The sequence below is a fragment of the Methylocystis sp. genome, from assembly GCF_051061285.1.
GTDB lineage: Bacteria > Pseudomonadota > Alphaproteobacteria > Rhizobiales > Beijerinckiaceae > Methylocystis.
The window spans coordinates 16583-33849 of record NZ_JBPFEA010000022.1; the positions used below are offsets into that span (position 1 = coordinate 16583).

Here is a 17267-nt window from a genome sequence, read left to right on the forward strand (position 1 = left end):
ATGGAATTCGGCGTGAGAGAGTCGTATTCGACGCCATCTCTTTTCTCCGCAGCGATCGAGCGGCGCCGCGCGCTCGTGCTCGGCGGCTCGAGCGAAGCGCGCGCGCTTGCGACGCGGATCGCCGCCGACTCGCGTCTCGACGGCGTCATTTCGCTTGCCGGACGCACCAGCGCGCCGAGCGCGCATGATCTGCCGGTTCGCGTGGGCGGGTTCGGCGGCGTCGAAGGATTGACGCGCTATCTCGTCGAGGAGCGCATCTCGCATGTCGTCGACGCGACGCATCCCTTCGCCGCGCGCATCTCCGCCAACGCCCGGGCCGCCTGCGCCGCCGCCGGCATGCCGCTGCTCGTCCTGACGCGCCCGCCATGGGTCTCTGCGCACGGCGATCGCTGGATCGACGTCGACGACAACGCCGCGGCGGCGCGCGCGCTCGGCGCGGCGCCGCGCCGCGTCTTTCTCGCGATCGGCCGGCAGGGCGTCGCCGATTTTCGCACCGCGCCGCAGCACGACTATCTCTTGCGGGTGATCGAACCGCCGCAGGCCGCCGACCTGCCGCCCTCCTGCGAGGTGATCTTCGGCCGCGGTCCCTTCGCGCTGGAGGATGAGATCGCGCTGATGCGCGAGAGGCGCATCGAGATCGTCGTCACCAAGAACAGCGGCGGCGCGCTCGCCTACGCCAAGATCGAAGCGGCGCGGGCGCTCGGGCTTGACGTCGTCATGATCGCGCGGCCGGCAAGCGCGGACGCCCCGACGACGCATAGCATCGACGCGGCGATGGCTTTCCTCGCGTCATGAGCCGCACGCTGATGATCCAGGGCACGGGCTCCGACGTCGGCAAGTCGCTGCTCGTCGCCGGGCTCGCGCGCGCCTTCGCCAATCGCGGCGTCAGGGTCGCGCCCTTCAAGCCGCAGAACATGTCGAACAACGCCGCGGTGACGAGCGACGGCGGCGAGATCGGCCGGGCCCAGGCCTTGCAGGCGCGCGCCGCGCGGCTTACGCCTCGCATCGACATGAATCCCGTGCTGCTCAAACCGCAAGGCGCCTCGGGCGCGCAAATCATCGTGCAGGGACGCGTCGTCGGCCAGGCGAAGGCGCGCGACTACCAGGATTTGAAGCCGCGCCTGATGCAGCCTGTGCTCGAAAGCTACGGGCGGCTGAAGGCTGAAGCCGAGCTTGTCATCGTCGAAGGCGCCGGCAGCGCCGCCGAAATCAATCTGCGCAAGAACGACATCGCCAATATGGGCTTCGCCCGTGAAGCCGACGTTCCGGTCGTGCTGGTCGGCGACATCGACCGCGGCGGCGTCATCGCCCAGCTCGTCGGCTGCAAGGCGGCGCTCGGCGATGACGACGCGGCGATGATCGAGGGGTTCATCGTCAACAAGTTTCGCGGCGACGCCTCGTTGTTCGACGATGGCCTGCGTTTCGTCGAAGCGCGGACCGGCTGGCGTTCGCTCGGCCTCGTGCCTTTTTTTGAGGCTGCGGCGCGGCTTCCGGCGGAGGACGCCTTCGGACTGCGCACGAGCAGCCGCGATCAGCGCGACGGCGTCGTGATCGCCGTTCCGCTCTTGCCGCATATCGCCAATTTCGACGATCTCGATCCGCTGAAAGCCGAACCCGGCGTGCGCGTGGTCTTTCTGAAAGACGGAGAGCCGCTGTCGCCGGAGACGCAACTCGTCGTCCTGCCGGGCTCGAAAGCGACGATCGCCGATCTGGCGGCGCTACGCGCCAATGGCTGGGATATCGACATTCTCGCGCATGTGCGCCGCGGCGGCCGCGTCTTCGGCATTTGCGGCGGCTATCAGATGCTGGGCCGCGTCATCCGCGATCCGCTCGGCGTCGAAGGCGCCGCCGGCGAAGCGCAGGGATTGGGTCTCCTCGATATTGAAACGACGCTGACGGGAGAAAAAGCGCTGGCCCCGGTCAGCGGCCACGCGCCGCTTTTCGACGCGCCGTTCTGCGGCTACGAAATGCATGTTGGCGCAACTGCCGGTCCCGACTGCGCGCGGCCGACGCTCCAACTGGCGGATGGTCGCGCGGATGGCGCGAGCTCATGCGACGGGCGTCTGGCGGGCGCCTATGCGCATGGAATCTTCGCGGACGATTGCTTGCGCGCGTCGCTGCTGCGCACGCTCGGCGCGCCGCAATCGTCGCTGCGTTACGAGGAGTCGATCGAAGAGACGCTTGACGCGCTTGCGGCGCATTGCGCGCGCCATATCGATCTCGACGCGCTGTGGGAGATGGCGCGATGACGGCGCATTCGGCAATCGGCGCGCCGCCGCTCGTCGCGCATGGCGGGCGACTCGACGCCGCGCGGCGGCTTTTTCCCGACGCGCCGCAACCCTGGATCGATCTGTCGACGGGCGTCAATCCGCGCGCCTATCCGCTGCCGCTGCTTGCCGATGAGGTTTTCACGCGCCTTCCGGACGATGACGCTTTCGCCGCCCTCGACGGCGCCGCGCGCAAGGCCTATGGCGCGCCCGCCGGAGCCGACGTCGTTCCAGGCGGCGGCGCGCAAGCCTTCATTCAGATGCTGCCGCGCGTTTTCCCGGCCAAACGCGTCGCGATCCTCGGCTTCACCTATGCCGAGCACGCCGCCTGTTGGGCGGCAATGGGCGCGCAGGTCGATATGGTGGAAACATTAGACTCGCTTGCGAACGCCGACGTTGGCGTGATCGTCACTCCCAATAATCCGGACGGACGCGTGGTCGGGACGCAGGACATATTGTCCGCCGCCACGCAAATGTCGCAACGCGGTGTGCTGATCGTCGATGAATCCTTCATGGATTTCACGCCGGAAGCGAGCGTCGCGCGTTTCGCGCAGAATGAGAGCCTCGTTGTGCTGCGCTCCTTCGGCAAGGCCTATGGGCTTCCCGGATTGCGGCTGGGCTTCGCGCTCTGTTCGCATGCGCGCGGGGCGAAGCTGCGCGCCGCGCTCGGACCCTGGGCGGTGTCCGGTCCGGCGCTGGCCATCGGCGCCCGCGCGCTTGCGGATCAAGCATGGCGCACAGGCGCGGCGCGAGCCTGCGCGGGCGAGGCTGCGCGCCTCGACGCGCTGCTGACCAAGGCCCGTTTCCAGATTGTCGGGGGGACAACTCTGTTTCGGCTGGCGGCGCGTTCGGACGCCTCCCGCTGGTTTGCGCGTCTCGCCGCGCATGGCATATTGACCCGAGGCTTCGCCGACAGGCCAGACGGGCTGCGGTTCGGTCTGCCGCCAAACGAGTCCGCCTGGGCGCGGCTTGCCGCGGCGCTGGAGAGCGTCGATGGCGGCTGAGTCATCGAAGCCGGATGAGGAGCAAGCGGGTCTTGCGCCCGCCGACGCCTTCAGCGACGCCGAACGCGCGGCGATCTACCGCGTCATTCACACGCGCCGCGACGTGCGTGACGAGTTCCTGCCTGACGACGTGCCGCGCGAAGTTCTGCTGCGCATCCTCGACGCAGCGCACCATGCGCCCTCCGTCGGTTTCATGCAGCCATGGAATTTCATCATTATCAGGGACGTCGAGAAGCGACGCGCCGCCTACGCGGCCTTTCAACGCGCCTGTGAAGCCGAGGAGCAGGCGCTGGAGCCGGAGCGTCGCTCGCTGTATCGCAGCCTCAAGCTGCAAGGGATCATCAAGGCGCCGCTGAATATCTGCGTCACCTGCGATCGCGCGCGGTTCGGCGCGACCGGGCTCGGGCGCACGCAGCAGCCGGACACCGATATCCTCAGCACCGCCTGCGCAGTTCAAAATCTATGGCTGGCGGCGCGCGCCGAAGGCGTCGGCGTCGGCTGGGTAAGCATCGTCAGGGAAGCCGATCTGCGCCAGATCTTCAGGATTCCCAATGAGATAGCCATCGTCGCCTATCTCTGCGTCGGCTATGTCGCGCAGGCCTACAAGCTGCCGGAGCTCGAAGCGAAACGCTGGGCCTCGCGTCTGCCGTTGGAGAATCTGATCTTCGAGGACAGCTGGGGAGAATTGGCCGTCCACAAACCCGCCTTAAATAACTGAAAGGCTGAGCCCGGCTTTCCTGTGGACTTCGATCGACAACCTGTTAGCGTCGTTCGCTTTTTAGCGTGACGCGTGAAAGGGTTGGAGCGTAGGAACCGCCTGATAGTCGAAGCTCCAATTAGGGGGCGTCGGAGACGCGAATATGGCGCCGGTTAATTTGGAACAGCTGTTCGAGAAAGACTTCCCCCTCGCCAACAACATCATTCTCACCGTCACGGAAGTGCCAGACTGCGAAGAGCAGCTGCTGAAACTGTTCGAACGCGCCATGCTGCGCGGCTTCGACAATCACGCGCGGCTCACGCAGATCCAGCTGCCGATGGAGCGGTTTCCGGATCTCGATTCGAAATTCTGGCACATTCCGATCGAGGATTGCGGCGCGGCCCAGGTGTTGCGCTTCTTCTTCGAAACGCCGCAAACGCCGGCGCACTAGATCACGCTGCGTTTAGGCGGAATCGCCTAAGCGCAGATGACGTGATCGATTCCAAAAACTTAGAGCGCGCTTTACGCGAAAAACCGGCGTCCACTTTTTCGCGGCGCCCTCTAACGTCAAGCGCCGTGGGCTTTTAGCGGCGTGATGCGCTGGTGCGCCGGCGTCGCCGGTTTTTTGCGCCTAAGCCTGCTCATCAGCAGATAGATCACTGGCGTCGTGTAGAGCGTCAGCGCCTGGCTGAGCAGCAATCCGCCGACGATGGTGATGCCGAGCGGACGCCGGAGTTCGGCGCCGATCCCGGTCGCGAAGGCGAGCGGCAGCGCGCCGAAAATCGCGGCGAGCGTCGTCATCAGAATGGGACGGAAGCGTTCGCGCGCCGCCGCGAGCGCCGCGTCATGCACGGACATGCCGCCGTCGCGCTCCGCCTGCAAGGCGAAGTCGACGAGCATGATGCCGTTTTTCTTGACGATGCCGATCAGCAGCAAAATGCCGATGAAGGCGATGATGGTGAATTCGACGCCGAACAGTTCGAGCGACAGTAGCGCGCCGAGACCGGCGGACGGCAGCGTCGAGATGATCGTGATCGGATGAATGAGGCTTTCGTAGAGAATGCCGAGAATGATGTAGACCGAAAGCAGAGCGGCAATGATCAACGCCGCCATTCCCGCCGCCACCTTGCGGAAATCCGCGACGTCGCCTGCGAATTCGGCGCGCAGGCCACCCGGCGGATTGAGTTCTGCAATCGCAGTTTCGATCGCCGCGACGGTCGCGTCGAGGCTGTAGCCGGGCGCGACATTGTAGGAAATGGTCGTCGCCGGCACCACGCCCTGATGATTGACGACGAGCGGCGTCGAACTGCGCTCGATATGGGCGAGCGCGGTCAGCGGAATCTGCTCGCCGGTCGTCGACGTCACGTAGACTCCGGCGAGGTCGCGAATGTCTCGCTGCCGTTCGGGCGGCGTTTCGTAGATCACGCGATATTGGTTGCGCTGAGTATAGATGATCGCGTCCTGCCGTTGGCCGAACGCGCTATTCAGCGCCGCGTCGATGGCGGCGATCTGCACATTCATGCGGGAGGCGGCGTTGCGATCGATGACGATTTTGGCGCGAAGGCCGCCGCGCTCCTGATCGGTGGTCACGTCGACAAGCTCGGGCGCCTGCTTTAGGCGCGCCACCACCTTGTCGCGCCACGTCTCGAGAGTTTCGACAGACGGACTCGACAGAGTGAACTGATATTGCGACTTGCTCATCCGCCCGCCCTTTCGCAGATCCTGCGAAGGCACCATGAACACGCTGAGGCCGGGGATTTTCGCGAATTGGCCGCGCAGGCGCGCGATCACCTCCTTGCTCGACGCACGCCGTTCGTCCGCCGGCTTCAAGGCGACGAACAGCCGGCCCTGATTCATCGAGGCGGTCAAGCTTTTCGCGCCGATGAACGAGCCGACATTGGCCACATCCGGATCAGCGAGCAGCGTATCAGACGCGAGCCTTTGCAGCCGCTCCATCTCGGCGAAAGACACGTCGCCAGACGCCTCGGTGGTTCCATTGATCAGGCCGATATCGTCTTGGGGCAGCGTGCCCTTGGGGATCGTTTCGTAGAGACGCACCGTCCAGGCGATCGAGACGACAACGACAATAAGGGTGGCCCACGGATGATCGATCACCGGCCGCAGGCTGCGCGCATACAGATCGACGACCGTGTCGAGAGCGCCTTCGACGATCCGATCGAAGCGCGATGGCGGCTTCTCGCGATGCGCAGGCAAGCGCGCGCAGATCATCGGCGTCACTGTCAGGGAGATGACCGTTGAAATCGCAATCGCGAAGGTCAGCGTCCAGGAGAATTCGCGCAGCAGCCGGCCCATCACGCCTTCCATGAAGAGCAGCGGTATAAAAACGGCGACGAGCGAGAGGCTGATCGAAAGGACGGTGAAGCCGATCTGCTTCGCGCCCACCAGCGCCGCTTCCATGCGGTTCAGACCGCGCTCGGCGTTGCTTTGGATGTTTTCGATCATGACGATAGCGTCGTCGACGACGAAGCCGACCGAGACCGTCAGGGCCATCAGCGATAGATTATCGAGCGAGAAACCGGCGGCCCACATCGCCGCGCAAGTGCCGACCAGAGAAAGGGGCACGGTGACGCCGGCGGCTATGACTGGCGTCGAACGGCGCAGAAATACGTAGACGACCATCATCACCAGCAGGACGGAGATCGCCAGCGTGCGCTGAATGTCATGAATGCTGGCGCGAATCGTTTGCGTGCGGTCGGCGAGCACGTCGATCTTGATGCCGCTCGGTATCCATTCCTGAAGCCGCGGCAACAGCGCCTTAATCTGATCGACCGTTTCGATCACATTGGCGTTGGGTTGTTTGGTGACGATAAGCAGCACGGCGGGCTTGCCGTTGAACCAGCCGGCGGCGTTGCGGTTTTTGACGCCGCGCTCGACCGTGGCGACGTCGCCGAGCTTGACCACCGCGCCGTTGCGCGATGCGATGACGATGTTGCGATAATCGTCAGGCGTCGACAGCTGATCGGTCGTGGCGAGCGTGATCTCCCTCCTATCGCCGCCGAGCGCCCCCACGGAGGAGTGGGCGTTGGCGGCGTTGAGCGCATTGGCGACGGCGTCGACGCCGAGCCCCATGGCGGCGAGCCGCGCGCTGTCGACCTGGACGCGGATCGCCGGCTGCTCGGCGCCGGCGAGGCGCGCCTCGCCGACGCCCGGAACCTGCGAAACGCGCTGCAGCATCACGGAGTCGACGGCATCGAAAATGGCGCTCGTCGGCAATGTGTCGGAGGTCATCGCCAGCACGAGCACGGGCATGCTGGATTGGCTTGCCTTTCGATAGGTCGGCATCGTTGGCAGATCGGTCGGCAGGTCGGTGAGCGCGGCGTTAAGCGCCGCCTGCACGTCGCGCGCCGCGGCGTCGATCGGCCGCGAGATGTCGAACTGGGCGATGATCTGAGTCGAACCGAGTGAATTGGTCGAAGTCAACTCATTCAGGCCGGAGATGGTGGACAGGCGACGTTCGAGCGGCGCCGCGACCGACGCCGCCATCGTCCGCGGATCGGCGCCCGGGCGCTGGGCGGAGATGCCGATGATCGGAAAATCCACCTCCGGCAGGCTGGCGACGGGCAGGAAAAAATAGGCGACGGCTCCCAGCAGAAACAACGCGCCGGCAAGCAGCGTCGTCGCGACTGGCCGCGTGATGAAGGGCGCGGAGACGTTCACTCAGCGGCCTCGCGGGTTGGCGGCTTCGGCAGTTGGCCGATCGGTTCAAACTCCTCCGCGGCTGGCGGCTCGGCCGGCGGCGAGAGCCGCACACGTAGCCGCTCCACGGCGAGATAGATGACCGGCGTCGTGTAAAGCGTCAGCGCCTGCGAGAGCAGCAGGCCGCCGATGATCGCGACGCCCAGCGGAATGCGCAACTCGTTGCCCGGCCCATGCGAGAGTGCGAGCGGCAGCGCGCCGAAGAGCGCGGCAAGCGTCGTCATCATGATGGGACGGAAGCGCAGATGGCAGGCGCGCACGATCGCGTCGCGCGCCGAGAGCCCGTCGTCGCGCTCGGCGTCCAGCGCGAAGTCGATCATCATGATCGCGTTCTTCTTGACGATGCCCATCAGCAGAACGACGCCGATCAGCGCGACGATGGACATCTCGATGTGGAAGGCGAGCAGCGCGAGCAGCGCGCCAACGCCCGCCGACGGCAAGGTCGTCAGGACGGTGAAGGGATGGGCGAAGCTTTCGTAAAGAACGCCGAGCACGATATAGATCGACACGATCGCCGCGAGAATGAGCCAGGGTTGGCTCGCCAGCGACTTGTTGAATTCGGCGGCGTCGGCGCTGAATACGCCGACGATTGACGACGGCATGCCGACTGCGGCTTCCGCGTTGGCGATCATTTTCACCGCGTCGCCAAGCGAATAGCCCTCGGCAAGATCGAAACTGATTGTCGAGGCTGGAAACTGATCCTGATGCGCGACGGAAAGCGGCGCGGAGAGATTTTCCAGGCGCGCAAAAGTCGCAAGCGGCGTCTGCGGTCCGCCGCCAAGCGGCGCGACATAAAGCTTCTCCAAAGCCGACGGGTCGCGCAGATATTGAGGCGCAGCTTCAAGAATGACGCGATATTGATTCGACTGCGTGTAAATCATCGAAATCTGCCGCTGCCCAAAGGCGTCGTTCAGCGCGTCGTCGACATTTTGCGCCGTAATGCCGAGCCGCCCCATTTTGTCGCGGTCGATTCGCATCAGCGTGCGCAAACCGCCCTCCTGCGTTTCGGCGGCGACGTTACGCAAGCCTGGGGTCATGCGCAGTCGATCGAGCAATCGGCCGGACCACGTCAGCAATTCGCCGCCGTCAGCGGCGGTCAGCGTATATTGAAATTGCGACCGGCTTGGCCGCGTCGTAATCTGGATGTCTTGAACCGGCTGGACGTAAAGCGTGACGCCCGGCGTTTGTTCGCCCGCCGCCTTCAGACGGTCGGCGATCTTTTCGGCGTTCTCCCGGCGCTCGTCATGCGGACGCAGCATCACGGTGAGCCGCGCGACATTGGTCGTCGCATTGAGGGGGCCGACGCCGAGCACCGATGTCACGCCGCTCACGTCCGGGTCGCGGCGAAACTCTTCGGCGATCTTCGCCTGTAGCGCCGTCATCTTATCGAAGGACGCGTCCGACGAGGCCTCTAAAACCACCGACAGCACGCCGGTGTCCTGTCGCGGTAGGAAGCCTTTGGGAATAACGGCGTAGAGCGCGACGGTGAGCGCCAGAGTCGCGACGGTGAGCGCAAGCATGAATCTCTCGCGCTTGAGCGCCCAATCGAGCGAGACGTGATAAGCGCGATCGAGCGCCAGCGAAAGCGTCTCCCATCGCGATTGTCCCCGCGGCGGCGACATCCGCAGCAGCGCCGCACAAAGCATTGGCGTCAGCGTTAGCGAGATCACCGCCGAAATGACGACGGCGATCGTCAACGTCAGCGCGAATTCGCGGAACATCCGTCCGACGATGCCGGTCATGAACAGCAGCGGTATAAAGACGGCGATAAGCGAGACGGTGAGCGATACGACCGTGAATCCGATTTGGCGCGCGCCGTCGAGCGCGGCCTGACGCGGCGCTTTGCCTTCCTCGATATTGCGCACGATGTTCTCGATCATCACGATCGCGTCGTCAACGATGAAGCCCGTGCCGATGGTCAGCGCCATCAGCGACAGATTGTCGAGCGAGAAGCCCGCGGCCCACATGATCGCGAATGTGGCGATGATCGAGAGCGGCAGGCTAACGCCGGCGATGACCGTCGCCCGCCAGCTCCGCAGGAACATCAGCACGACGAGCACGACGAGCGCCGAGGCGATGACAAGCGTCAGCTGCACCTCGAAAATCGAGGCGCGGATCGTTACGGTACGGTCGTTGACGATCTCCAGAGACATGCCGGCGGGAAGCGCCCGCTGAATCTGCGGCAGTTCGCTCTTGACCAGCTCGACCGTGTTGATGATGTTGGCGCCCGGCTGGCGCAACACGTCGAGAACGACCGTCTGCTCGCCATTGTGCCAGCCGCCGACGCGGGCGTTCTCCAGGCCGTCGATGACCTGAGCCACGTCGCGAAGCATCACCGGCGCGCCGTTGCGCCAGGCGACGATGATGTCGTTGTATTCGCTCGCGTGCAGAATCTGGTCGTTGGCGTCCAGCATGTATGACTGTCGCCTGCCGTCAAGCGAGCCCTTGGCGCCGGCGATGTTCGCCGCGGCGATGGCGAGGCGCAAATCCTCCATGCCGATGCGATTGGCCGCCAGGCGCGCAAGATCGGCCTGAATGCGCACGGCCGGCCGGACGCCGCCCTGCACCGACACGCGGCCGACTCCGGAGACCTGCGAGAGCTGCGGCGCGATCAGCGTATCGGCGCGATCGCTCAAATCGCGCAGGGTGGCGGTCTTTGAACGCAGCGTCAGCGTCAGGATTGGCGTGTCGGCGGGATTGACCTTGGCGTAAACCGGCGGATAGGGGAGATTGCGCGGCAGCGTCGAGGCGGCGGCGTTGATCGCCGCCTGAACGTCTTGCGCGGCCGCGTCGATGTTGCGGTCGAGATCGAATTGCAGCGTGATCTGCGAAAGCCCGAAAGAGCTCTGCGACGACATGCTGGTCAGCGACGGGATCTGGCCGAACTGCCGTTCGAGCGACGCCGTCACCAGCGATGCGATCGTATCGGGATTGCCGCCGGGGAGCTGCGTCGTCACCTGAATGGTCGGAAAATCGACCTGCGGAAGCGGCGAGACGGGAAGTCGCAAATACCCCATCATGCCAAACAGCAGCACGGCGAACGCCAAGAGCGACGTCGCCACCGGCCGGCGGATGAAGGGCGCAGATACGTTCATCTTTGCGTTCGATTACCTCGCGTGCGTCGGGTCGGCGCTCCGCGCGCCGCGTTTGAACGCTGGTCTTCGCTGCTGGCGCCGACATCGTCGGCGCTTGCAGCCGAAGGCGCATTCATGATCTGAATTTTTGCGCCGTCCGTCAGCCGGGAGAAGCCGCTGGTGATGACGACCTCGCCGGGCTGAAGCCCCGAAGCGATGACGGCGATTTTCTCGTCCTGGCGACCCGTCGTCACCTCGCGCATTGTCGCGATATTGTCAGGGCCCGCCACATAGACGAAAGCCCCGTTCGGCCCACGCTGCACCGCAGGACTCGGGGTCACGATAACATTTTTCAGCGTGTCGAGCATCAGACGCACATTGACGAATTGGCCGGGCCAGAGCGACAGCGTTTGATTCGCAAAGGTCGCCTTGATACGCACCGTTCCCGTCTGCTGGTCGATCTGGTTATCGATGACGCTTAGCTCTCCGATTTCGATCGGCGTCGCATTGTCCGGACTGAGCGCCGAGACCTTGGCCCTTCCCTGAGCCTGCGCCTTCTGCACCGCGGGCAGCGCCTGCTGAGGCAGGGTGAATACGACATAGATCGGCTTGAGTTGCGTGATGACGACAATGCCGGTCTGGTCCGAGGCATGCAGAATATTGCCGACGTCGACGAGGCGGATGCCGGCGCGCCCGTCGATCGGCGAGCGGATCGTCGCATAGTCGAGCGTCGTCTTGGTGTTGTCGATCGCCGCCTTGTCGGCCCGCACCAGCGCTTCGAGCTGAGCGACGGTCGCCTTCTGGGTGGCGTGCTGCTGCTTGGACGCAAAATTGCCGACGACGAGCCTTTCATAGCGGGCGAGATCGACGCGGGCGTTGGCGAGATTGGCCTCGTCCTGCGCCTTCTTGGCGACCGCCTGATCATATTGCGCCTGATAGAGCGCCGGATCGATTTCGGCCAATATGTCGCCCTTGCGGACGTCCTGTCCCTCGGTGAAGGTGAGGCGCAGCAGCCGCCCGTCGACCTGCGTGCGGATCGTCACCGTGTTGAGCGCCTGCACGGTGCCGACGGCGTCAATGGTCACGGGAACGTCGTCGAGACGCGTCTTCGCAGTCGTCACCGTAACGATACGGTCGCCGCGCGGACCGCCGGAACGCGCCGCGCCGGGACCCTGGTCCTTGGCGCCGAATCCGGGAATCTTTCCGGCCTGATACGCCCAGCCCAGGGCGACGGCGAGCGCGAGCGCGCCGATCGTGAGCAGCGCCCTTCGGCTGACGCGGGTCATGGCCATGGTCCCCTGTCGGCTTCATAGGCCGCGTTGGAGCGGGCGATCTCGATTTCGCGGGTCGTCGGCCCCCAGCCGCCGCCGAGCGCCTGATAAAGGCTCGTCGCCGCCTGAAAATGAGAGAGCCGCGCGATGGCGAGCTGCTCCTGCGTCTGGAAATAACTCGTCTGCGTCTGCGCCAACGTCACGATGTCGATTGTCCCTTCCCGCAGAGTCATTTCCGCCGCCTCCAATGCGCGGCGGGCGGCCGTCACCGCGACGCTCAGGAACTTCATCTGGCGGTCCGTCTCGCGTATTGCAATCAGCGCGTTCTCGGTATCGGACAACGCCGTCAGAATTTGCTTGCGGTAAAGCGCCGCGAGTTCCGAGTAGCGGCCTTTCTGCAGGTCATATTGCCCCTGCAGATTCCATCCGTCGAACATCGGCTGCGTGATCGTCCCGGCGAGCTGTATGGCGATGGCGTCCGGCCGCAAAAGCAGCGTCGAGAGCAGCGCGCTCTGGAAGCCATAGAGGCTGGTCAAGGTTAGAGACGGGAAAAAGGCGGCCCGCGCCTGCAACACTGAAAATTCCTGCGACGCGAGTCGCGCTTCCGCCTCGGCCACGTCGGGGCGGCGTAGCAGCACTTCCGACGGCAGACCCGGCGCAATCCGAGGAAAGCTCAACCGAGTCAGCGAACCGCCCCTGATGGTCATGCTTTCGGGCGTCTGTCCCAGCAGCACTGCAAGATTGTTGCGGGTCTGGCGCAGGGTCTGTTCGAGCGGCGGAATGGTCGCCTGTTGCTGGGCAAGGATGGTTAGCTGTTGCGACGTGTCGAGCACGGTCGCCACCCCCACTTCGAGCCTTGCGTTGATGGCGTCCATGACCTGCTGGGCGATCGTGACGTTCTGGCGGGCGATGCGCAGACGATCCTGGGCCGTGAGCACCTGGAAATAGGCGTTCAGCACGGCGGCGACGGTCGAGATTTCGACGACGTCGCGGTCGAAGCGCGAGACGTTGGCGAGGATGCGCCCGGCCATGGAGGCGTCCTCGTTCTTGCCCCAGAAGTCCACTTCATAGCTCGCGGTCAGGCCAAGTTGGAAAAAGCCGAAATTGCGCGCGCGGAACCCGGAGCTCGAGGTAGAGGTCGAACTCGAACTCGAACTCGACGTGGTGGACGGATTAAATCCGGAACTCGCGGAGCCGACGTTGATCGTCGTGCCGGGAGTCCGCGTCGTGCGGGCGATATCCGTCATGGAGACCGACGGCCATTGCGCGGCGCTTGAAATGCGCGCCTGAGCGTCGGCTTGCGTGATGCGGGCGATCGCCGCCGCGAGGTCGAGGTTGTCGTCGAGCGCGCGCTCGACGAGCCCGGTCAGCTCCTTCGAGCCGAATTTGACAGCGAAATTCCGTCCCCCGGAAATCGGCGGCTGCGGCTGCGGCTTCGCCTCTATGAACCGCGCCGGCGGCGGCGCCGACAGCTTGGGCTTGTCCCATTCCAGATCGCAGCCGGCGAGCGCCGCCGCGAGCGTCGCGGCGGCCGCCAGCGCTGGTCGAGAAGAGCGAGACGGAGCGGGCGCGGTCAAGTAGCAGACGTCTCCAGAGGAACCGCGGGAACGGCCTGAGCGTCCCCTTCCTTAAGCGCCAGTGGAGGCGTGGGGAAGGCCCGTCGCTCGTCTCTGCAACTCGCGAACTCGTATCGCTCGACCGAAGACCTGACGAGCGACGAGTTGCGGGCCTCTAAGCGGCGGCGGGGAGGCGCGCGATGGCCGTCAACGCGCGAAAAGCTGTGAATTCTAAGCTCGCGCGGCGCGCTGCGACGGTCAAGTTACCTATCGGTAAGGCCGTCCCCGCCGCGCGCTGGAGCGCGCCGCTATTCAGTTTGGGCTGGCGGGGCTGTCGTCTTGCCTTTCGCCGGTTTCGTCGCCTTGGCTGCAGGCTTCGCCGTCTCCTTGGCCGCTGGTTCGTGGGCTGCGGGTTTCGCCGCAGCAGGCTCCTTCGCGTCCGGCGGGGGCGCGGCCGTTTTGGCGGCAGGCTGACCGGCGGGCTTGGCGTCGGCCGCCGGCTTGGTCGGTCCGGAAACTTTCGTCCAGGTCTCGCTTTGGCAGAGGAAGGCGACGAGGCAGCCGGTCATCGTCAGCGACGTCGGCGAATCAAGCGCGATCTTGCCGATGTAGGTCTTGCCGCTCTCGGGATCATTGATCTCGCCCTCCCAGTGGTTGGGCGTTGTTTTGGCGGCGTCGCGCAAGACCTGCGGGGCCGGTGAGCCATCTGGCATCGCCTCGATCCCCTTGGCGCAAAGCTTGCCCGAGCAGTCGTAGAATTCCAGCTTGTCGTTCGGATGTCCTTCGCGAACCCAGACGCCGTAAACGGCGTCGACGGCGTACGCCGCCGTGGGGGCGCAGAGGGCCGTCGCCATCGCGATGCGTAGAAGTGCTTTTCTCATGACGCCGGACCTCTGTTCGGTTGCGATGAATATGATTCGCTCAAAGTAGCGAACGGCGGAACGCCGACTCCGTCAAGCCACGTCCCCCGCATCCGGTGCTGGGGCGCGCGGCGGGCCAAGAAACGCCGGCACGATAATGAAGGCGGCGAGCAATGTGAAGAACAGCGCAATGGCGAGAAGCTGGCCCATGCTCGCCGTTCCTGGATGGCTCGACAGAATCAAGCTGCCAAAAGCGGTGCCCGTCGTTAGAGAACTGAAAAAGATGGCGCGAGTCAGGCTCGACGCCAACATGTCGACGACGCCCTTTCGCCAAGCGATCACATAATAGATGTGGAAGGCGACGCCGACGCCGAACATCAGCGGCAGCGCAATGATGTTGGCGAAATTGAGCGACATGCCGAGCAAGTCGGCGGCCTGAAGGCTCATGATGCCGGCGAGCACCAGCGGGCCCAGCGTCAAGGCGACGTCGAGCGGATTGCGCAGCGCCACCGCCAAGATGATGAAGATCGCGATAAAGGCGTAGAGTCCAGCTTCGAGAAACGCGCGCGTAATCGTTTTTTGCGCTTCCGACACGATCACCGGCGGACCGCTCGCGTCCGGCGCGATGGCTTGCATCGCTTGCGCGAATTCGGTCATGACGACACGGTCGTTGCTGTCGCCTTTGGGCGTCACCTCGACGCGCACCAGGCCGGTGTCGGAAATCCAGTCGCGACGCAAATCCTCGGGCAGCGTTTCGATCGTCACGCGCTGCGCTTGCAGCGCCTGACGGATTTCGCCGAGCATCTTGTCGAAGCCGCCGAACACCGCCTGGCGCGCCATGGCGCGCGTCTCCGGGCTCGCCTTGGCGAGAGCGTCGAGGTCGTCGGCGAAGCGCGTCACGGCGGGGATGGGCTTCTTCGCCGTCGCGCGGCGCAGCGCCTTGGCGGCGTTCGTTAGCGTCTTGATGGTCTGGGCGTCGCTTGGCGGCGACTTCATCTTGGGATTCAGCACGCCGCGCAATTGCGAAACCGCCATGTCGACGAGGGCGAGCTTGTCGTCCTGATCCTTGGGGACCAAGGAGTCGATCGAGTCGACGTGATCGACTTCAGGCAGCGCCTCGATCTTCTTTTCCATTTCGCGCGCGGCGTCGATCGACGGCGCGAGCACCTCGATCTTGTTCGGCGCCGTCTTGGGGTCCTTGGAGAGATCGAGAAACGTCGCGACCGATTCCACTCTCTGATCGCGCAGATTCATCGGATTGGAGTCGAAGGTCAGATGCATCAGCGCCGGCATGCCGGCGAGCACGACAATCGCCGTGGCGATCAGCACGAAGGCCCGGTGATGCGCGATCCAGTGGTCCACGGCGGCGAGCGAGGTGGTCGCGATCGGCACATGCTCGGCGCGCGGGCGCAGCAATTTGATCGCCGCCGGCAGGAATGTGAGAGTCGCGATGTAGGCGACGATCATGCCGACGCCCGCGATGAGTCCAAGTTCGGACACGCCGCTGAACGAGGTCGGCAGAAAGCAGAAAAAGCCCGCGAGCAGCGACACCGCGGCGAGCGTGAGCGAGCTGCCGATGCCCCGGGTCGCCGAAAGCAGGGAGCGTTCGAGATTGTCGTCGCTGTGCCGTTCTTCGCGATAGCGGGTCGCGAACTGAATGCCGAAGTCGACTCCAAGCCCGATGAACAGCGCGGCGAAGGCGACCGAGATCAGGTTGAAGCGGCCGATCATCAAGATCCCGAGCCCTGACGTGATCGCGAGACCGGCGAGCAGGGTGGCGAGGACAGCGAGAATCAGCTTTGGCGAACGCAGCGCGGCGAACAGAATGAGCGTCACCACGGCGAGCGTGCCAGTGGTGTTGAGAGTCATGTTTTCCGAGATGGTGGCGAATTCGTCGTCCGCGAGCGGCACCTGACCCGTCAAGCGCAGCTTGACTCCGTGTTGCTCGTCGAGATGCAGGTCGGCCGCTGTCTTTCGCACCAGCCTGATCGCGTCGGCGCCCGGCTCAAGGTCGGAATAATCGACGACCGGCTTGGCGATCACGATGCGCCGCTTGTCCATTTCAGGCGCGGCGGGCGCGCTTCCGCTCGACGCCAGCAGCTTGCCCCAGTCGACCTCCGCCTGTTTTCCAGCGAGCGCCTGTTCGATCCCGGCGGAAAACTCCTCGACGCCGCTGATGTACATTTTCATGGCGCGTTCGCTGCCCGAGGCGGACTTGAAGTTGCCGACGAGCACGCTCGACAGGCCGCGCAAACTTGGATCTTCGGCGAGCGGTTCGAGAACGTCGCGCTGGCCGATCATCACGCCGACATTTTTTTCGATGTCGGGGACCGGCAGGAACAAGAGGCCGTTCTTGCGGAAATATTCGTGCTCGTCCGGGCGCCATACGCGCGACAGGAGGGGCTTGCCCTGCAGGGCCGCGTTGAGACGTTTCGCGGCGTCGTCGGCCTCTTCGCTGGTCTTGCCGTCGATGACGACGACGATGACGTCGAGGAGGTCCGGGAAGGCTTTATAGAGCGCCGCTTCATTCTTGCGCCAGGGGATATCTGGCGAGAACAGATTTCCGGTCTCCGTATCGATGGCGAACCGCTCAGCGGTGACATATACGCCCCCCGCCGTCAGACAGAGAGTGAGCAAAACCACTGTCCAAGGCCAGCGGAGGCAAAAGGCGACCAGCTTTTCAAGCATTCCGTTTTTCCCGCCTTCTGGCGTAAGCCCTCATGTGAGCGGGAACCGGCGCTCCTGGGTCGGGTTCCTCTATACAAGCGCGCTGCCCGACCACCAAGGCGGCTTACGCCGAAACCTTAATGGCGACGCCGTG

General features: G+C 64.6%; 11 protein-coding genes. 5 read left to right on the forward strand and 6 right to left on the reverse strand.

All coding sequences use genetic code 11. From position 1 onward, the window contains the following. From ACR65T_RS07410 to ACR65T_RS07430, 5 genes are all read left to right on the forward strand, one after another. Positions 1 to 795: a cobalt-precorrin-6A reductase gene (locus ACR65T_RS07410; RefSeq protein WP_434495874.1), complete on the forward strand. Its 795-nt coding sequence runs from the start codon at positions 1 to 3 to the stop codon at positions 793 to 795. Next, positions 792 to 2249: a cobyric acid synthase gene (locus ACR65T_RS07415; RefSeq protein WP_434495875.1), complete on the forward strand. Its 1458-nt coding sequence runs from the start codon at positions 792 to 794 to the stop codon at positions 2247 to 2249. The genes ACR65T_RS07410 and ACR65T_RS07415 overlap by 4 nt, the downstream gene beginning before the upstream one ends. Further along, the gene (gene cobD / locus ACR65T_RS07420) at positions 2246 to 3271 is read left to right on the forward strand and encodes a threonine-phosphate decarboxylase CobD (RefSeq protein WP_434495876.1); all 1026 of its coding nucleotides are present in this window, start codon (positions 2246 to 2248) and stop codon (positions 3269 to 3271) included. Before ACR65T_RS07415 ends, cobD begins: the two co-directional genes overlap by 4 nt. Then, positions 3261 to 3989, forward strand: coding sequence for a 5,6-dimethylbenzimidazole synthase (gene bluB, locus ACR65T_RS07425; RefSeq protein ID WP_434495877.1), 729 nt, complete (start codon positions 3261 to 3263; stop codon positions 3987 to 3989). Before cobD ends, bluB begins: the two co-directional genes overlap by 11 nt. A gap of 142 nt (positions 3990 to 4131) precedes the next feature. Continuing rightward, positions 4132 to 4419, forward strand: coding sequence for a hypothetical protein (locus tag ACR65T_RS07430; RefSeq protein ID WP_256035532.1), 288 nt, complete (start codon positions 4132 to 4134; stop codon positions 4417 to 4419). 116 nt (positions 4420 to 4535) lie between these two features. On the opposite strand, the gene ACR65T_RS07435 is transcribed toward ACR65T_RS07430, so the two are convergent. From ACR65T_RS07435 to ACR65T_RS07460, 6 genes are all read right to left on the reverse strand, one after another. Then, a complete protein-coding gene (locus ACR65T_RS07435) occupies positions 4536 to 7646 on the reverse strand; it encodes an efflux RND transporter permease subunit (protein ID WP_434495878.1) in 3111 nt (1036 codons plus the stop codon). Further along, the gene (locus ACR65T_RS07440; protein ID WP_434495879.1) at positions 7643 to 10780 is read right to left on the reverse strand and encodes an efflux RND transporter permease subunit; all 3138 of its coding nucleotides are present in this window, start codon (positions 10778 to 10780) and stop codon (positions 7643 to 7645) included. The genes ACR65T_RS07435 and ACR65T_RS07440 overlap by 4 nt, the downstream gene beginning before the upstream one ends. After that, positions 10777 to 12045: an efflux RND transporter periplasmic adaptor subunit gene (locus ACR65T_RS07445; RefSeq protein WP_434495880.1), complete on the reverse strand. Its 1269-nt coding sequence runs from the start codon at positions 12043 to 12045 to the stop codon at positions 10777 to 10779. The genes ACR65T_RS07440 and ACR65T_RS07445 overlap by 4 nt, the downstream gene beginning before the upstream one ends. Then, on the reverse strand, positions 12042 to 13607 hold the full coding sequence (locus ACR65T_RS07450) for an efflux transporter outer membrane subunit (protein WP_434495881.1): 1566 nt from the start codon (positions 13605 to 13607) through the stop codon (positions 12042 to 12044). Before ACR65T_RS07450 ends, ACR65T_RS07445 begins: the two co-directional genes overlap by 4 nt. 287 nt (positions 13608 to 13894) lie before the next feature. Continuing rightward, positions 13895 to 14467 carry a DUF2147 domain-containing protein gene (locus ACR65T_RS07455; protein WP_434495882.1) on the reverse strand — a complete coding sequence of 191 codons (573 nt, stop codon included), beginning with the start codon at positions 14465 to 14467 and terminating at the stop codon, positions 13895 to 13897. A gap of 72 nt (positions 14468 to 14539) precedes the next feature. Continuing rightward, positions 14540 to 17134, reverse strand: a complete 2595-nt coding sequence (locus tag ACR65T_RS07460) for an MMPL family transporter (RefSeq protein ID WP_434495883.1) — start codon at positions 17132 to 17134, stop codon at positions 14540 to 14542. Positions 17135 to 17267 lie beyond the last annotated feature (133 nt).